Annotated in this window: 16 protein-coding genes and 1 other annotated feature; of the genes, 15 read left to right on the top strand and 1 reads right to left on the bottom strand. The window is 41.5% G+C overall.

Going from position 1 to position 16,123, the window contains the following annotated elements:
• Positions 1 to 80: 80 nt before the first annotated feature.
• From rpmI to BA1DRAFT_RS02800, 15 genes are all read left to right on the top strand, one after another.
• Positions 81 to 278, top strand: coding sequence for a 50S ribosomal protein L35 (gene rpmI / locus BA1DRAFT_RS02870; RefSeq protein WP_011146889.1), 198 nt, complete (start codon positions 81 to 83; stop codon positions 276 to 278).
• Positions 279 to 319: 41 nt separating this feature from the next.
• Positions 320 to 676, top strand: coding sequence for a 50S ribosomal protein L20 (gene rplT / locus BA1DRAFT_RS02865; protein WP_036775937.1), 357 nt, complete (start codon positions 320 to 322; stop codon positions 674 to 676).
• Positions 677 to 778: 102 nt separating this feature from the next.
• Positions 779 to 903 (top strand) — a sequence feature (Phe leader region).
• 211 nt (positions 904 to 1,114) lie between these two features.
• Positions 1,115 to 2,098, top strand: coding sequence for a phenylalanine--tRNA ligase subunit alpha (gene pheS / locus BA1DRAFT_RS02860; RefSeq protein ID WP_036775936.1), 984 nt, complete (start codon positions 1,115 to 1,117; stop codon positions 2,096 to 2,098).
• Between the two features lie 15 nt (positions 2,099 to 2,113).
• On the top strand, positions 2,114 to 4,501 hold the full coding sequence (gene pheT, locus BA1DRAFT_RS02855; protein ID WP_036775934.1) for a phenylalanine--tRNA ligase subunit beta: 2,388 nt from the start codon (positions 2,114 to 2,116) through the stop codon (positions 4,499 to 4,501).
• Between the two features lie 4 nt (positions 4,502 to 4,505).
• The gene (ihfA, locus tag BA1DRAFT_RS02850; protein ID WP_011146885.1) at positions 4,506 to 4,802 is read left to right on the top strand and encodes an integration host factor subunit alpha; all 297 of its coding nucleotides are present in this window, start codon (positions 4,506 to 4,508) and stop codon (positions 4,800 to 4,802) included.
• Between the two features lie 66 nt (positions 4,803 to 4,868).
• Positions 4,869 to 5,876: a vitamin B12 ABC transporter permease BtuC gene (btuC, locus tag BA1DRAFT_RS02845; RefSeq protein WP_036775933.1), complete on the top strand. Its 1,008-nt coding sequence runs from the start codon at positions 4,869 to 4,871 to the stop codon at positions 5,874 to 5,876.
• A 34-nt stretch (positions 5,877 to 5,910) separates the two neighbouring features.
• A complete protein-coding gene (gene btuD, locus BA1DRAFT_RS02840; RefSeq protein ID WP_036775965.1) occupies positions 5,911 to 6,657 on the top strand; it encodes a vitamin B12 ABC transporter ATP-binding protein BtuD in 747 nt (248 codons plus the stop codon).
• Positions 6,658 to 6,830: 173 nt separating this feature from the next.
• Positions 6,831 to 7,976, top strand: a complete 1,146-nt coding sequence (arnB, locus tag BA1DRAFT_RS02835) for a UDP-4-amino-4-deoxy-L-arabinose aminotransferase (RefSeq protein WP_036775931.1) — start codon at positions 6,831 to 6,833, stop codon at positions 7,974 to 7,976.
• Complete coding sequence (gene arnC / locus BA1DRAFT_RS02830) at positions 7,977 to 8,954, top strand: undecaprenyl-phosphate 4-deoxy-4-formamido-L-arabinose transferase (RefSeq protein WP_036775930.1); 978 nt, start codon at positions 7,977 to 7,979, stop codon at positions 8,952 to 8,954.
• A complete protein-coding gene (gene arnA, locus BA1DRAFT_RS02825; protein WP_036775928.1) occupies positions 8,955 to 10,937 on the top strand; it encodes a bifunctional UDP-4-amino-4-deoxy-L-arabinose formyltransferase/UDP-glucuronic acid oxidase ArnA in 1,983 nt (660 codons plus the stop codon). It begins immediately after the preceding gene.
• Entirely contained in the window at positions 10,937 to 11,830 is an 894-nt protein-coding gene (gene arnD / locus BA1DRAFT_RS02820; protein ID WP_036775927.1) for a 4-deoxy-4-formamido-L-arabinose-phosphoundecaprenol deformylase, read from the top strand. Before arnA ends, arnD begins: the two co-directional genes overlap by 1 nt.
• A 7-nt stretch (positions 11,831 to 11,837) precedes the next feature.
• Positions 11,838 to 13,499 (top strand): lipid IV(A) 4-amino-4-deoxy-L-arabinosyltransferase, encoded by a 1,662-nt coding sequence (arnT, locus tag BA1DRAFT_RS02815; RefSeq protein WP_036775926.1) that lies wholly within the window; start codon positions 11,838 to 11,840, stop codon positions 13,497 to 13,499.
• Positions 13,496 to 13,837, top strand: coding sequence for a 4-amino-4-deoxy-L-arabinose-phosphoundecaprenol flippase subunit ArnE (arnE, locus tag BA1DRAFT_RS02810; protein ID WP_036775925.1), 342 nt, complete (start codon positions 13,496 to 13,498; stop codon positions 13,835 to 13,837). Before arnT ends, arnE begins: the two co-directional genes overlap by 4 nt.
• Positions 13,834 to 14,214, top strand: coding sequence for a 4-amino-4-deoxy-L-arabinose-phosphoundecaprenol flippase subunit ArnF (gene arnF, locus BA1DRAFT_RS02805; protein ID WP_036775924.1), 381 nt, complete (start codon positions 13,834 to 13,836; stop codon positions 14,212 to 14,214). Before arnE ends, arnF begins: the two co-directional genes overlap by 4 nt.
• Positions 14,215 to 14,310: 96 nt before the next feature.
• Positions 14,311 to 14,796 carry a C40 family peptidase gene (locus BA1DRAFT_RS02800; protein ID WP_036775922.1) on the top strand — a complete coding sequence of 162 codons (486 nt, stop codon included), beginning with the start codon at positions 14,311 to 14,313 and terminating at the stop codon, positions 14,794 to 14,796.
• Positions 14,797 to 15,067: 271 nt separating this feature from the next.
• On the opposite strand, the gene BA1DRAFT_RS02795 is transcribed toward BA1DRAFT_RS02800, so the two are convergent.
• Positions 15,068 to 15,871 carry a YrpD family protein gene (locus tag BA1DRAFT_RS02795; RefSeq protein WP_200868756.1) on the bottom strand — a complete coding sequence of 268 codons (804 nt, stop codon included), beginning with the start codon at positions 15,869 to 15,871 and terminating at the stop codon, positions 15,068 to 15,070.
• Positions 15,872 to 16,123 lie beyond the last annotated feature (252 nt).

Genomic DNA, 16,123 nt, shown 5'->3' with positions numbered 1-16,123 from the left:
AAGCTCCAGTCGGTTCATCTGGTTGGGGCTTGTTCGCCTGATTAATTCGTTGTAATTCACAATGCGAAGTGGAAATTAAAATGCCAAAGATTAAAACAGTACGCGGCGCCGCTAAACGCTTTAAAAAAACTGCAAGTGGTGGTTTTAAGCGTAAGCGCGCTAACCTTCGTCACATTCTGACTAAGAAATCAACCAAGCGTAAACGTCATTTACGTCCAAAGGGCATGGTCTCCAAAGGTGATCTGGGCCTGGTTGTTGCTTGCTTGCCTTACGCGTAAGCAATTTTTAGATTAGAACTCAGAGACGATAGGAGAAGTATATGGCTCGCGTAAAACGTGGTGTTGTCGCCCGTGCACGTCACAAGAAAATTTTAAAGCAAGCGAAAGGTTACTATGGTGCCCGTTCGCGCGTTTACCGTGTTGCCTTCCAGGCAGTAATCAAAGCAGGGCAGTACGCTTACCGTGACCGTCGTCAGCGGAAACGTCAGTTCCGTCAACTGTGGATTGCACGTATCAACGCTGCTGCACGTCAGAATGGTATCTCTTACAGCCGTTTCATTGATGGTCTGAAAAAGGCTTCTATTGAAATCGACCGTAAGATCCTGGCTGACATCGCTGTGTTTGACAAAGCGGCGTTTGCTGCTTTAGTTGAAAAAGCGAAGAGCGCTCTGGCATAAGTTAGGGTAGTAAGGAGGGAGCATGCTCCCTCTTTTACTTTGTTGTCAAATGCGGTTTACAAGAGTGTTGTTGCCAAAACAGAATTTTATTCCGAGAGAACCAACATTATGTCCTTAGCTTTTTTTCGCATCTTTTTTTACTTTAGCACCTGAATTCAGGGGGCTTTGCGCGTAAGAAAAGAAACGAAAAGTAGCGCCTGAGCCTCCGTTGTGGAGGTTTTTTTGTTTTTATGACAGTAAAAGCAGAAATAGGTATACCCTATGGATTTTAAAGTGCGTCGCGACGGTAAGGGAGCGAATCCCCGGGAGCATAGCAAACTATGTGGCCGTGGGAAGCGAGTTCAGCCAACAAAGAGGCAACTTGAAAGATAACGGGTATATATAAGGTCATTAACGATCATTACTAGCAGGCCGTTAGGCCGAAGGAAGAGGAAAACGATGCCACATCTCGCTGAACTGGTTGCAAAAGCAAGAGCAGCCATAGAAGATGCCCAGGATGTTGCTGCGTTGGATTTGGTGCGTGTTGAATATTTAGGCAAAAAAGGCCATTTAACTCTCCAAATGTCATCGCTGCGTGATCTGCCGGTCGAAGAACGTCCAGCAGCAGGGGCGGTTATTAATCAGGCTAAGCAGGAAGTTCTGGAATCTCTGAATATCCGTAAAGAAAAACTGGAGACTGACCTTCTGAACTTCCGTTTAGCAGCGGAAAAGATTGATGTATCATTGCCCGGTCGCCGTATGGAAAATGGCGGACTACATCCGGTTAACCGCACAATAGAGCGTATTGAAACTTTCTTTGGTGAATTAGGGTTTTCTGTAGAATCAGGCCCTGAGATTGAAGATGATTATCATAATTTCGATGCGCTGAATATTCCTGCTCACCATCCTGCCCGTGCTGATCATGATACTTTTTGGTTTGATGCCAAACGTCTGTTGCGTACTCAGACTTCAGGTGTTCAGGTTAGAACTATGCACAGTCAACAGCCGCCAATTCGCGTCATTGCACCGGGTCGCGTGTATCGTAATGACTACGATCAGACACACACACCCATGTTCCATCAGGTAGAAGGTTTGATTATTGATCGTGATATCAGTTTTACCAATCTGAAAGGAACGTTGCACGATTTCCTGACTAACTTTTTTGAAGAAGATTTGCAGGTTCGTTTCCGGCCTTCTTACTTTCCATTTACAGAACCTTCGGCGGAAGTTGATGTCATGGGTAAAAACGGCAAATGGCTGGAAGTATTGGGTTGCGGTATGGTTCATCCCAATGTATTGCATAATGTTGGCCTTGATCCTGAAATTTATTCTGGTTTTGCTTTCGGTATGGGGGTGGAGCGCCTGACAATGTTACGTTACGGTGTAACTGATTTGCGTGCGTTCTTCGAAAATGATCTGCGTTTTCTCAAACAGTTTAAATAAAGGCGGGAATATCTCATGAAATTCAGTGAACTCTGGTTACGCGAATGGGTAAACCCAGCCATTAGCAGTGAAGTATTATCTGATCAAATTACCATGATAGGTCTGGAAGTTGATGGCGTTGAAGCCGTTGCCGGTCAATTTCATGGTGTAGTTGTCGGTGAAGTTGTTCAATGTGCCCAGCATCCAAATGCAGATAAGCTACGGGTAACAAAAGTGAATATCGGTGGTGAACGACTGCTGGACATTGTTTGTGGTGCGCCAAATTGCCGCTTGGGGTTGAAAGTTGCAGTAGCAACTGTGGGTGCTGTATTACCGGGTGACTTTAAAATCAAGGCGGCAAAACTGCGAGGTGAGCCTTCCGAAGGGATGCTATGTTCTTTTTCTGAACTGGGTATTTCTGAGGATCACGACGGTATTATTGAATTGCCGATTGATGCTCCTTTAGGTGTTGATCTGCGTGAATATCTGAAGCTGGATGATAAAGTCATTGAAATTAGTATTACGCCTAATCGCGCTGACTGCCTAAGTATTATAGGGGTTGCGCGTGATGTGGCGGTTGCTAATAAAATGCCCCTATCTGAGCCACAAATTGAAGCAATAAAACCGACAACAGATGCTGTTTTCCCTATTCGTGTTGAAGCAACAGAAGCTTGCCCACGTTACCTGGGACGGGTAATTAAAAACATTAATGTGAAAGCGGCAACGCCACAGTGGATGCGTGAAAAATTACGTCGTGGTGGTATCCGTTCTATCGACCCGATTGTCGATGTGACTAACTATGTATTGCTTGAATTAGGCCAACCATTGCATGCGTTTGATTTGGAACGTCTGAATGGCTCAATTACTGTGCGTATGGCGAAGCAGGATGAAAAATTAGTGCTGCTGGATGGTACAGAAGCCAACCTTTCTACTGATACACTAGTTATTTCTGATGAAAAACAAGCTGTTGCGATGGCAGGTATTTTTGGCGGTGAACATTCAGGCGTGAATGAAGAGACGCAAAATATTTTACTTGAGTGCGCATTTTTCGCCCCTTTAGCGATTGCTGGCCGTGCTCGTCGTTATGGTTTACACACTGATGCTTCTCACCGCTATGAACGTGGAGTTGATCCTCAGCTACAACACAAAGCAATAGAGAGAGCGACTCAACTGCTGATTGATGTTTGTGGTGGTGAAGCGGGTCCAATTATTGATGTGACTGATGAATATCAATTGCCACAGTCCGCGACAATCACATTACGTCGTGAAAAGCTGGATCGTTTGATTGGTCACTATATACCTGATGAACAGGTTGGTGACATCTTGACCCGTTTAGGTTGCAAGGTCACTATTCAGGAAAATGGCTGGCAAGCGGTTGCGCCAAGCTGGCGTTTTGATATGGAGTTGGAAGAAGATCTGGTGGAAGAAGTTGCCCGTATCTACGGTTACAACAATATTCCAGATGTACCGATGCGTGCCGATCTTATCATGAAAAAACATCGTGAAGCGGATCTTTCCCTGCAACGTGTTAAAACGATGCTGGTTGACAGAGGCTATCAAGAAGCGATTACTTATAGCTTTGTTGATCCTAAAATTCAGGCACTGTTACATCCACAGCAACAAGCGTTGATGCTGCCTAATCCAATTTCGGCGGATATGTCAGCAATGCGTTTATCTCTACTGACGGGTTTACTAACGACGGTGGTATATAACCAGAACCGTCAGCAAAACCGTGTGCGCTTATTTGAAACGGGTTTGCGTTTTGTTCCTGATGAAAATGCGGAGCAGGGCATTCGTCAGGAGCTGATGTTGGGGGGAGTCATTACCGGTAATCGTTTTGAAGAACATTGGTCACTGGAAAAACAGTCAGTTGATTTCTTCGATATGAAAGGCGATTTGGAAGCTGTTCTGGAGTTAACCGGGAAATTATCTAAGATTTCTTTTAGAGCAGATGTAAATCCGGCGTTGCACCCAGGTCAAAGCGCAGGGATTTATTTGGAAGATGAATACATCGGATATATTGGTGTAGTTCACCCAGAATTGGAACGTAAACTTGACTTAAATGGCCGCACAGTGGTATTCGAAGTACTCTGGAATAAGCTGGCATGCCGCGTGATTCCTGATGCGAAAGAGATTTCACGTTTCCCGTCAAACCGTCGTGATATTGCGATCGTGGTGCCTGAAAATATTGCTGTAGAAGATGTTTTGGCTGAGTGCAAGAAAGTTGGCGTAAATCATATAGTTGGCATAAACTTGTTTGACGTGTATTGTGGTAAAGGTGTAGCAGAGGGTCATAAGAGCCTTGCTATAAGTTTTATCTTGCAGGATACCGCGCGTACACTGGAAGAAGAAGAGATTGCTGCGACTGTTAATAGATGTGTTGCAGTGCTGAAACAGCGATTCCAAGCATCCTTGAGGGACTGAACCTATGGCGCTTACTAAAGCTGAAATGTCAGAAAATCTGTTTGAGAAACTGGGAATTAGCAAGCGTGATGCTAAAGATCTGGTTGAATTATTCTTTGAAGAAGTGCGTCGTTCTTTGGAGAATGGTGAGCAGGTAAAATTGTCTGGATTTGGCAACTTTGATTTACGGGATAAAAACCAACGTCCGGGGCGTAATCCTAAGACTGGTGAGGACATTCCGATTACAGCTCGCCGAGTAGTGACATTCCGTCCTGGTCAGAAGTTAAAAAGCAGGGTTGAGAAAGCCACGCCTAAAGAATAATCAAAAAGGCCGCATCGATAGCGGCCTTTTTCTTAAACGAATCCTCCCTCATGAGCTTGATTTACCATGCAACCCATCTCTTCCATCACTGAATTAGTGACTCGCCAGAAAAAGCGTGATTATCGTTTTCTGGCGATTCTCACTTGTTTATTTCTATTGGTTTTTTTTCTCTCACTCTGTGCCGGAGAAAATTGGATCTGGCCTGATAAATGGTTTTCTGAAACAGGTCAGTTGTTTGTGTGGCAATTGCGTTTTCCTCGTGTATTAGCTGTAGTTGCTGTGGGTGCAAGCTTGACTGTGGCGGGTGCTGTAATGCAGGCGCTGTTTGAAAATCCGTTGGCGGAACCTGGGCTATTAGGCGTCAGTAATGGTGCTGGCGTGGTGGTAGTGTTTTTGGTGTTGATGTTTCATGGTATTGCGCCATTTTGGTTACTAAGTATTAGCGCTGTGCTCGGAGCGTTGACTGTCACAATGATATTGCTGACTTTTGCAAGAAAGCGTTATTTAAATAATGCTCGTTTGTTGTTGGTAGGGGTTGCTTTTGGTGTCGTTTCAGGTGCGTTAATGACCTGGATGGTTTATTTCAGTACTAGCCTGGACTTGCGTCAACTAATGTATTGGATGATGGGAAGTTTCAGTGGAATAGATTGGCGGCAGCAATGGTTAGTAGTCGCTTTGTTTCCTTTGATCATTTGGTTGAGCCGGCAAGGAAAAGTACTTAATTTTCTGTCACTGGGGGAAACACAAGCTCAACAGTTGGGTATATCGCTTTATTATTGGCGTAATTTATTTGTATTTGCTGTTGGGTTATTGGTCGGATTAAGTGTTGCACTTGCTGGAACAATCAGCTTTATTGGTTTGGTTATTCCACATATTTTACGTTTATGTGGTCTGACAGATTATAAAACACTACTGCCCGCCTGTGTTCTATCCGGCGGTTGTGGATTATTGTTGGCTGATTTATTTTCTCGCCTTAGCTTGAATAATGCAGAAGTGCCGATTGGCGTTGTGACTGCAACATTGGGTGCGCCGGTATTTATTTGGTTATTATTGAGAGTCAGAGACTGGAGTTAAAAAAGTGGATAATGTGCAAGTGACCAATCAGTTGATGGCTCTCAGTCAAGTATCAGTACGAAACAGATTAATGCCGCTGACAGCGTTGGTGCAACAAGGTGAACAGGTACATCTCATTGGGCCGAATGGTTCAGGAAAAAGTACATTACTGGCCTGTATGGCCGGTATTTTACCCTATAGTGGTGTAATCAATTTGCAACAAAAGTGTCTTAGTCAATATAGTCACTGCCAGTTAGCGCGGCATAGAGCATGGCTTAGCCAGCAAATTTCTTCTGTGCCGGTAATGCCGGTTTTTCAATATCTGCAACTGTACTTAGCTGCCCATCTTGTTAATTGTGACAGTGTGTTGTCAGAACTTTGCTCCTTTTTTAAGTTGGGAAAACTTCTGGAGACACCTGTAGGTCATCTATCTGGTGGTGAATGGCAAAGGGTGCGATTAACAGGGGTTTTTTTGCAAGTCTGGCCGACAATCAATTCGGAAGGCAAATTATTGCTCTTGGATGAGCCTACGAATAATCTTGACATCACTCAGGTAGCCGCACTTGATCTATTAATAAAGAAATTTTGTGAACTCGGTGGAACCGTAGTCATGAGTGGTCATGATCTCAATCATAGCTATGATAAAGCTGATCGGATCTGGTTGCTTGCTAATGGAACACTGGTTGCGAATGGAAAACCGGATGAGGTAATGAAAGAAAATACGCTCTCTAAAGTTTTTGCTGCTGACATCAAATGTGTGCCAGAAAGGACAGATAAGTATTGGCGGGTTTTCTTACCTTAATTATAGTCCCGCCGTATGTGCCTACCGTGAATCTGTACGTATCGTGGATCTGTACGTACCGTAGATCTATAGTAATTTCCACTTAATTTGTTAAATCATACCTGTGTTTACGATTCGTTAAAATATAGTCATCTAATATATCGTTATATTATGAATGAATTGGACTGTGTTTTATGGATCGTTTTCTTCCATTTTCTCATCCTGCGATAGGTGATGAAGAAATTCAGGCAGTAGAAAAGGTTCTTCGTTCGGGTTGGATTACAACAGGCCCGCAAAATCATCAATTGGAACAGGACTTTTGCCGCATGTTTGGTTGTAAACATGCGGTTGCATTGGCCTCTGCGACGGCGGGTATGCATCTGACGCTAATGGCGTTGGGAATTGGCCCTGGTGACGAAGTGATTACACCATCTCAAACTTGGGTTTCCACAATAAATATGATCTGCTTGCTTGGTGCTGAACCGATCATGATTGATGTTGATCGTCATACGTTAATGGTCGACGCGCAGGCAGTGAAAAAGGCGATTACTTCCAGAACCAAAGCGATTATTCCTGTTCACTATGCCGGTGCGCCTTGTGATTTAGATGCATTGCGTGGGATTGCTCAGGAGGCGGGTATTCCATTGATTGAAGACGCGGCTCATGCATTAGGAACCCGTTATAAGAGTGAATGGATTGGTGAGCATGGTACTGCGATTTTTTCTTTTCATGCCATAAAAAATGCCACTTGTGCGGAAGGGGGGTTAATTGCTACTGATAATAATGAACTTATTGAACGAATTCGGTGTCTAAAGTTTCATGGATTGGGTATTGATGCTTTTGATCGTCAAATACAAGGCAGGAGACCACAGGCAGAAGTTGTAGAACCGGGTTACAAATATAATTTATCTGATATTCATGCTGCGATTGCTGTTGTGCAATTAAGTAAATTGGAATCAATGAATATTCGCCGTCGGCAAATTGTTGCCCGTTATTCAGCGGCATTAAAAGATTCGCCTTTGCAGATGTTAAGTGTGCCTGATTATGAGCATATGCATGCACATCATCTATTTATGGTGCGGGTTGATAAGGATGTTTGTGGCATTGATCGCGATACGTTAATGGAACGTTTGAAAGAGAAAAATATTGGTACAGGTTTGCATTTCAGGGCTGCGCATACACAAAAATATTATCGGGATCGGTATCCGCAATTGTCATTACCCGAATCAGAATGGAATTCAGTAACACTTTGTTCATTGCCGCTCTTTCCTGATATGAGTGATGACGATGTGGATTATGTTATTGATGTTTTACAAGAAATTATTTCGGAGCACAGATAAGTGTTATTTGAACAAATTAAAAAAGTTTCTGTTGTTATTCCGGTTTATAACGAAGAAGAAAGTTTACCTCTTTTATTGGAAAGAACCTTAGCGGCCTGTAAACAATTGACTCAGGAATATGAACTTATTCTTGTCGATGATGGTAGTAGTGATAGATCTGCGGAAATTCTGATTCAGGCTGCGGAACAGTATGAAAATCATATTGTTGCAATTTTACTTAATCGTAATTATGGTCAGCATTCAGCGATTATGGCGGGGTTTAATCAGGTTAATGGCGATTTAATTATTACGCTTGATGCCGATTTGCAGAATCCGCCAGAAGAGATCCCCCGTCTTGTTAAAACGGCTGAACAAGGTTATGACGTTGTGGGTACTCGCCGGGCTAATCGGCAGGATTCTCTATTCCGTAAAACAGCTTCAAAAATCATCAATGCTATGATTACTAAGGCAACAGGCCGCTCTATGGGAGATTATGGCTGTATGCTCCGTGCCTATCGCCGCCATATTGTTGAAGCTATGTTGCAGTGTCATGAGCGCAGCACCTTTATTCCTATTCTGGCAAACACGTTTGCCCGTAAAACCATTGAGATTGATGTCGCCCATGCAGAGCGTGAATTTGGCGATTCTAAATATAGCTTCATGAAGCTGATTAATCTGATGTATGACTTGCTGACCTGTCTGACAACCGCGCCTTTGCGTTTGCTGAGTGTCGTAGGCAGTGTGATTGCAGTTTCTGGTTTTTTGCTGGCTGTATTATTGGTGGTTTTACGTTTGATTTTTGGCGCCATATGGGCAGCAGAAGGGGTATTTACTCTATTTGCCATCCTTTTCATGTTTATTGGCGCGCAGTTCGTCGCGATGGGTTTATTAGGTGAATACATAGGCCGTATCTATAACGATGTTCGGGCGCGCCCACGTTATTTTATTCAAAAAGTGGTCGGAAATAAAAAGACCAACAACAACCAGGAAGAGTACTAAATGAAAGCAATTGTATTTGCCTATCATGATATCGGCTGTGTCGGGATCAATGCCTTAACTAAAGCGGGTTTTGATATTCAGGCGGTATTTACCCATACAGATGATCCTAATGAAAACCATTTTTTCTCTTCTGTTGCCCGTTTAAGTGCAGATTTAGGACTACCGGTTTTTGCGCCAGAGAATGTCAACCATCCACTTTGGATTGAACGTATCCGGGAACTAAAACCTGATGTGATTTTCTCTTTTTATTACCGAAATATGCTGAGCGAGGATATTTTATCGCTGGCGAGCACAGGCGCATTTAATCTGCATGGTTCACTGTTGCCAAAATACCGTGGTCGCGCCCCGATTAACTGGGCGATTTTAAATGGTGAAGTGGAAACCGGTGTAACCTTGCATAAAATGGTGTTGAAACCTGATGCCGGGGATATTATTGCTCAACACAAAGTTACTATTGCAGAGACAGATACCGCGTTGGCTTTGCACGGTAAAATTCGTGAGGCAGCTGAAAAACTGCTTAATCACATATTACCTCAGATTAAAGCAGGAACTTATCCAGCGATACCTCAAGATGAAAGTCAGGCAACTTACTTTGGGCGTCGTACTGCTGCGGATGGTGAGATTGACTGGCGCAAATCAGCCGCTGAAATTAACAATCTTGTCAGGGCAGTGACTGAGCCATATCCAGGGGCGTTTACTTTCTTAGGCGAGCGTAAGATTACTATCTGGCGTGCTTCTCCGTTGAATGAGATTCATGATAAACAGCCGGGAACAGTATTATCGGTAGATCCGTTAATTATTGCCTGTGGAGAAGGCGCGTTAGAAATTATTAATGGGCAAAGCGAATCAGGGTTATATGTTCAGGGCCATCGTCTGGCGGTAGATATGAGCATGGTGACTGATATCCGTGTTGGTCCAAAGGCAACCGCTCAAATTAGCCACCGGAAACGTGTATTAATTCTCGGTGTAAATGGCTTTATCGGTAATCATCTAACAGAACGTCTATTACGTGATGGCAACTATGATATTTATGGTATGGATATCGGTTCTTCCGCCATTGAGCGTTTTATTGGTAATCCGCGTTTCCACTTCATCGAAGGTGATGTCAATATCCATACTGAATGGATCGAATATCACATTAAAAAGTGTGATGTTGTTTTGCCATTAGTAGCCATTGCGACTCCAATTGAATATACCCGTAATCCGCTGCGTGTATTTGAATTAGATTTTGAAGAGAATCTAAAAATTGTCCGTTATTGCGTTAAATACAATAAACGGATTATTTTCCCATCCACATCAGAAGTTTATGGCATGTGTGATGATAAAGAATTTGATGAAGATGACTCTCGTCTGATCGTTGGTCCTATCAACAAACAGCGTTGGATCTATTCTGTATCAAAACAATTGCTAGATCGTGTTATTTGGGCATATGGTGAGAAAGAAGGACTCAAATTCACACTATTTCGTCCATTTAACTGGATGGGGCCACGTTTGGATAATTTGAACTCCGCGCGTATTGGCAGTTCCAGAGCGATCACACAATTAATATTGAACTTAGTTGAAGGTTCACCAATCAAACTAGTAGATGGCGGCGAACAGAAACGCTGTTTTACTGATATTAATGATGGTATTGAGGCGCTGTTCCGAATTATTGAAAACCGAGATGGATTATGTGACGGTCAAATTATCAATATTGGTAATCCAACTAATGAAGCCAGTATTCGCCAATTAGCGGAAATATTACTTGATAGCTTTGAAAACCATGAATTGAGAGATCATTTTCCTCCATTTGCTGGATTTAAAAAGATTGAAAGTGGTAGTTACTACGGTAAAGGTTATCAGGATGTTGAACACCGTAAGCCAAGTATTAAAAACGCGGAGCGATTGCTAGGTTGGAAGCCAACCATTGATATGAAACAGACGATAGATGAAACACTGGATTTCTTCTTGCGTGGCGCCGTGGAAGAATTAGGGAAAAATTAATGAAACAAGTTGGCTTGAGAGTTGATGTGGATACCTATCGAGGAACCGTTGAAGGGGTGCCGCAATTGCTCAAAATTTTGGCAAAACACCAAATTCAGGCCAGTTTTTTCTTTAGTGTTGGGCCGGATAATATGGGGCGCCATTTGTGGCGTCTTTTACGGCCAAAATTCTTATGGAAAATGTTGAGGTCAAATGCGGCGTCTCTGTATGGTCTTGATATTTTACTGGCGGGAACGGCATGGCCGGGTAAGAAGATTGCTAAAGATTTAGGCTACCTGATGAGGCAAACTCTGGATGCAGGCCATGAAGTGGGCCTGCATGCTTGGGATCATCAGCGTTGGCAGGCGAAAGTCGACCGTTGGTCAGAAGCTCAGTTGACAGAGCAGGTTAAACTGGGGGTGGATGCATTGGTAGAGGCAATTGGCCAACGGGTAACTTGCTCTGCTGTTGCGGGTTGGCGGGCTGATGAACGTGTACTCGCGGTAAAGCAACAGTTTGGTTTTGATTACAACAGCGATTGTCGGGGAACTCATCCATTCAAGCCCATTTTGCCTGATGGTACTCTTGGTACTGTGCAAATTCCGGTGACGTTGCCAACTTATGACGAAGTGATAGGAATTCAGGTTAAAGATGAAGATTTTAACCAATTTATCCTTGATAAGATGAAAAACAGCCAGGGAGTTCCGGTATATACCATCCATACGGAAGTTGAAGGGATGTCCAAGTCCACAGAATTTGCAACGCTGTTGGAAATGGTTCATCAGGAAAACATACAATTTTGTGCATTGAGTCATCTGCTGCCTGAAAATATACAGCGACTTCCTGTCGGGAGAATTATTCGTTCCGAATTTCCCGGCAGAGAAGGATGGTTAGGATGCCAACAAGAGGTTTAACTTATCTATGTTAAATAACCGGGCGTGTAAAGTGGGGGCCTTTCTGATGGCTCTTTTTTTTATCCTCACCTATTTATTACCCCTTAATGGCCGTCTGCTATGGCAGCCTGATGAAACCCGTTACGCAGAAATTAGCCGAGAAATGCTGCAACGAGGGGATTGGATTGTTCCGTATTTGCTGGATATTCGTTATTTTGAAAAACCAGTAGCGGGTTATTGGATTAATAATATTAGCCAATGGATCTTCGGTGATAATAATTTTGCTGTTCGTTTTGGGTCGGTTTTCTGTATTTTTATCAGCGCGATTTTATTATATCGACTTGCTATGATGATGTGGCATAACCGGCATATTGCTTTTGCCGCCAGCCTTATTCACATCTCAATGTTTCTGGTATTTGCCATTGGCACTTATAGCGTACTTGATCCAATGTTTTCTTTATGGATAACGGCTGCCATGATATCTAGCTTCTGGGCGTTAAAAGCCGATTGTAACAAACAGCGGATTATGGCATATCTGGTACTGGGTTTATGCTGTGGTATGGGATTTATGACCAAAGGGTTTCTGGCATTGGCCGTTCCGGTCATTGCGATGTTGCCCATTGTCATTTATCAGAAGCGGGTTCTGCAAATAATATACTTTGGCCCACTTGCTATTATTTCGGCGGTAGCAATCAGTTTGCCGTGGGTGATTGCGGTTGCCCAACGTGAGCCTGACTATTGGCATTATTTCTTCTGGGTTGAGCATATTAAGCGTTTTTCTTCCGATGACGCACAGCATATTGCACCATTCTGGTATTACATACCGATTCTTATTCTTGGTGTGATCCCGTGGTTGGGATTATTACCCGGCGCGGTAATTAAAGGTTGGAAAGAGAGAAAATCCAATCCTGAAATGTTTTTTCTACTTTGCTGGTTTGTCGTACCATTTTTATTTTTCAGTATCGCGAAAGGAAAATTGCCAACCTATATCCTGCCTTGCATGGCGCCATTGGCAATGATGATGGCTAAATTTGGCGTTGATTGCGTAAGAGATGGCAAAATGAAATTGCTGAAGATCAATGGAATGGTTAACGTATTGATTGGTCTGATGGCGGTAATGGTTCTGTTTGCTATGGAAGCAGTAACAAAACACTCTTTATATCAACCATCAGAATGGCCTAAATGGGTTTTAGCGATTGTTGCTTTTGGTATTTGGGGAATTATTGGTTATCTGTGTTTTGCGTTGAATGGAAAATACTGGTTGTGGTCGGCATTTTGTTCCATTGTTGTCAGTTTAGTGATAGGTAATGCGTTGCCTGAGAATACTGTTAATTCTAAATTACCGCAAAGTTTTATTAAGTTACATCATCAGGAACTTGCAGACAGTCGGTACATTCTATCGGAAAGCGTTGGTCTTGCAACCACGGTAGCTTGGGAGATGAAGCGTAGCGATATTTATATGCTTGAGAATTGGGGTGAGTTGGAATATGGGTTGAATTATCCAGATAGCCGATATCGATATATCAGTTATAAAGATTTTCCACAATGGTTAGAGAAAGCGCGTAAAGAAGGACGGGTATCAGTACTGTTTCATTTATATAAAAATGAAAAATTACCTGATTTGCCAAAAGCAGATCACATTAATCGCAATTATCGCTTTGCTATTTTGGTTTATGAGAAGCGACCATGATAAATTTCACTTTATTGTTGCTGGTTAGCTTACTGACATGTGCTGGTCAGCTATGTCAGAAACAGGCTGTGATATGTTGGCAGAATGATATTTATCAGCGGGTATCTGCGCTGAAATGGTTGATAGGGGCTGTGATTCTATTGGCTGTTGGCATGTTATTTTGGCTTCGTCTATTGCAGATATTGCCGTTAGGAATTGCTTATCCCATGTTAAGTATAAATTTTATTATGGTCACGTTAGCGGGGAAAATTTTCTATCAGGAAAAAGCAGGCAGAAAACATTGGAGTGGAGTTGTGTTTATCATGTTGGGAATTTTGCTGATGAGCTTGAATGAATGAAAGGTTATATTTGGGGATTAGTTAGCGTATTACTGGTGACAATAGCCCAGTTATTACTGAAATGGGGTGTTGTCAATTTACCGGCATTGAATCTTGGCTTGCATTGGTTTGATATTGAGTGGCTGTGGAGTCATCGCCACTCCCTGATGATGGTAATGGCCGGTCTGGCTGGGTATCTATTATCTATGCTGTGTTGGTTATTTACGCTAAAATATTTGCCGTTAAATAAAGCCTATCCGTTAATAAGCTTAAGTTATGTATTTGTCTATTTAATGGCGGCTTTATTGCCTTGGTTTAATGAAACCATCACATTATTGAAAACTGCGGGTGTCATTTTCATTTTGTGTGGTATCTGGTTGATTAGCCGTCCAGAATGAAGAATATTTAACTGTTTTACTTAAAGTACAACCTTGTTTTTTTATCGAGTGCCGGATAGAGTTAACTTGTTTTGCTGATCTTATGAGGAGGGGGTAATGATAATAAGAACAAAAGAGTTACTATTGTTGCTCAGTCTGTTACTTATTGGCTGTTCCAGCCACGCCCCCAAGACACCGGCTCCTGAGTTAAAAACGGCGCTTTCTGATCCCATCATGGTAATTGCTCAACTTAAGGAGCAGCTTAATCAATGGCATGGTACGCCATATCATTATGGTGGAATGGATCATCGGGGAGTAGATTGTTCTGGTTTTGTTTACCGTACTTTCAGTGACCGGTTTGATATTCAGTTACCTCGCACTACCGATGGACAAATAAAATTAGGCACCCGTATTGATAAAAGCGATTTAATGCCGGGTGATTTGGTCTTTTTCAGAACAGGTAGTGGCGAGCATGGATTACATGTTGGCATTTATGATGCTAATAACCAGTTTATTCATGCATCAACCCATAAAGGTGTTACTCGCTCATCTATGAATAATGTTTACTGGAAAAAAGCTTTTTGGCAAGCCCGTAGAATTTAAATGGATTTTTATCAACGATCTGTAAAAATTATTCTTATTAGGATAGCTGTTATATTTAAATTTCAGTAATTAATAGCAGTAATTTTATCAATTGAATTTTAATCATTGGGAATAATAATGATTTTATGACAGTAAATAAATTATCCATACTGTATTTAACTTGGTCAGGGAATACTTGATTTTGATTTAAGATATATTGGTTAAAAAAGATTAAAAATAAATAACCAGTTCCTTAGATATTAGGAAACTGGCTAAAGTGTCTATTATGGTATTATCTGGTTGTTATTTTTATTGCGGCACTGTTCGAACTTGTATTAATACTTGCTCCTTTTGTTGCATGAATTATTGGATTAACAGGTTTATTATCTATAACTACATTTTTAAATGTAGCAATGTATTCTTTATGAACTTTAATATTTCCTTCTGGTGTTCCACTAGGTATAGCGATTGTGGATAATATTTTCCAGTGACTTACTGAGCTGACATGAGTATTTTTTATCTCTGAAATCAGTCTACCGGCATAACCATTATTGGAGGTTCCCCAATATGTCGCCCTTGTTGCACCATTTAAATTTTTATATATGGTAAGTTGTACCTCACTACCGGGTTTAAAACCATTTTTATAAGTAAAGTTATCTTTTCCTTCAATATATTGAACCGTGTCTTGTCCACGGCTTCCTACTTTCATATATGGTTTCCAGACATTATAGGTAGTACTATATTGGAAACCAACATCTGATTCTATTTGACCAGAAAAACCAGAGTATACATATAGCGTTCCACCCGATGCTTTAAACGAAAAACCTTGTTTAATCTCTGGCAAGGTTATTTTTGTGGTGAGAATAGCTCCTTGACTATTCAGAATTGCTCTTCCTCCGATACCGCCTTTAATAGTTTCTTCACGAAGAGATGATCTATTTGAAAACGATTCTGTTTCCGCTGCTTTAACCTCATATGCGTTAATTATTGCGAAAGTATTAATTACAATTATACTGGCTAAAGCTATTTTAGTGAGTTTATTACTTGAGGTGACAATATTATCTCTCATAGAAAATTTATTTTTAAATTGAATCATATTATTTTCCTCATTAATGTATTTTTAAGTTTAGTTATCAATATGAATAATATTGACAGGATTATATTAATATAATGCCATAATTTATTGTCAGTAAATCATATATTTTAATGAATTTTTCATTCATTAATAAAATACCATTAATTCCAAACACAACAAAAAACATTTTTATTTTGTTTTATGATAAAAAAGGCTTAAATATTATTTATCAAACTGACGTGTTTTTATGGATTATATTTTTGTTTGCTTGAT

This window comes from Photorhabdus aegyptia (assembly GCF_000612035.1).
Lineage (GTDB): Bacteria > Pseudomonadota > Gammaproteobacteria > Enterobacterales > Enterobacteriaceae > Photorhabdus > Photorhabdus akhurstii.
Note: the sequence above shows the minus strand (reverse complement) of the source record. Positions and strands in the feature narration are given on the sequence as shown.

What these genes read in the sequence shown, in the direction of transcription:
- arnA (WP_036775928.1), top strand. Translation starts at nt 8,955, where the DNA reads ATGAAAGCAATTGTATTTGCCTATCATGATATCGGCTGTGTCGGGATC.
- ihfA (WP_011146885.1), top strand. Translation starts at nt 4,506, where the DNA reads ATGGCGCTTACTAAAGCTGAAATGTCAGAAAATCTGTTTGAGAAACTG.
- arnE (WP_036775925.1), top strand. Translation starts at nt 13,496, where the DNA reads ATGATAAATTTCACTTTATTGTTGCTGGTTAGCTTACTGACATGTGCT.
- btuC (WP_036775933.1), top strand. Translation starts at nt 4,869, where the DNA reads ATGCAACCCATCTCTTCCATCACTGAATTAGTGACTCGCCAGAAAAAG.
- arnB (WP_036775931.1), top strand. Translation starts at nt 6,831, where the DNA reads ATGGATCGTTTTCTTCCATTTTCTCATCCTGCGATAGGTGATGAAGAA.
- BA1DRAFT_RS02800 (WP_036775922.1), top strand. Translation starts at nt 14,311, where the DNA reads ATGATAATAAGAACAAAAGAGTTACTATTGTTGCTCAGTCTGTTACTT.
- BA1DRAFT_RS02795 (WP_200868756.1), bottom strand. Translation starts at nt 15,871, where the DNA reads ATGATTCAATTTAAAAATAAATTTTCTATGAGAGATAATATTGTCACC.
- pheS (WP_036775936.1), top strand. Translation starts at nt 1,115, where the DNA reads ATGCCACATCTCGCTGAACTGGTTGCAAAAGCAAGAGCAGCCATAGAA.
- arnF (WP_036775924.1), top strand. Translation starts at nt 13,834, where the DNA reads ATGAAAGGTTATATTTGGGGATTAGTTAGCGTATTACTGGTGACAATA.
- rplT (WP_036775937.1), top strand. Translation starts at nt 320, where the DNA reads ATGGCTCGCGTAAAACGTGGTGTTGTCGCCCGTGCACGTCACAAGAAA.
- arnT (WP_036775926.1), top strand. Translation starts at nt 11,838, where the DNA reads ATGTTAAATAACCGGGCGTGTAAAGTGGGGGCCTTTCTGATGGCTCTT.
- btuD (WP_036775965.1), top strand. Translation starts at nt 5,911, where the DNA reads ATGGCTCTCAGTCAAGTATCAGTACGAAACAGATTAATGCCGCTGACA.
- rpmI (WP_011146889.1), top strand. Translation starts at nt 81, where the DNA reads ATGCCAAAGATTAAAACAGTACGCGGCGCCGCTAAACGCTTTAAAAAA.
- arnD (WP_036775927.1), top strand. Translation starts at nt 10,937, where the DNA reads ATGAAACAAGTTGGCTTGAGAGTTGATGTGGATACCTATCGAGGAACC.
- pheT (WP_036775934.1), top strand. Translation starts at nt 2,114, where the DNA reads ATGAAATTCAGTGAACTCTGGTTACGCGAATGGGTAAACCCAGCCATT.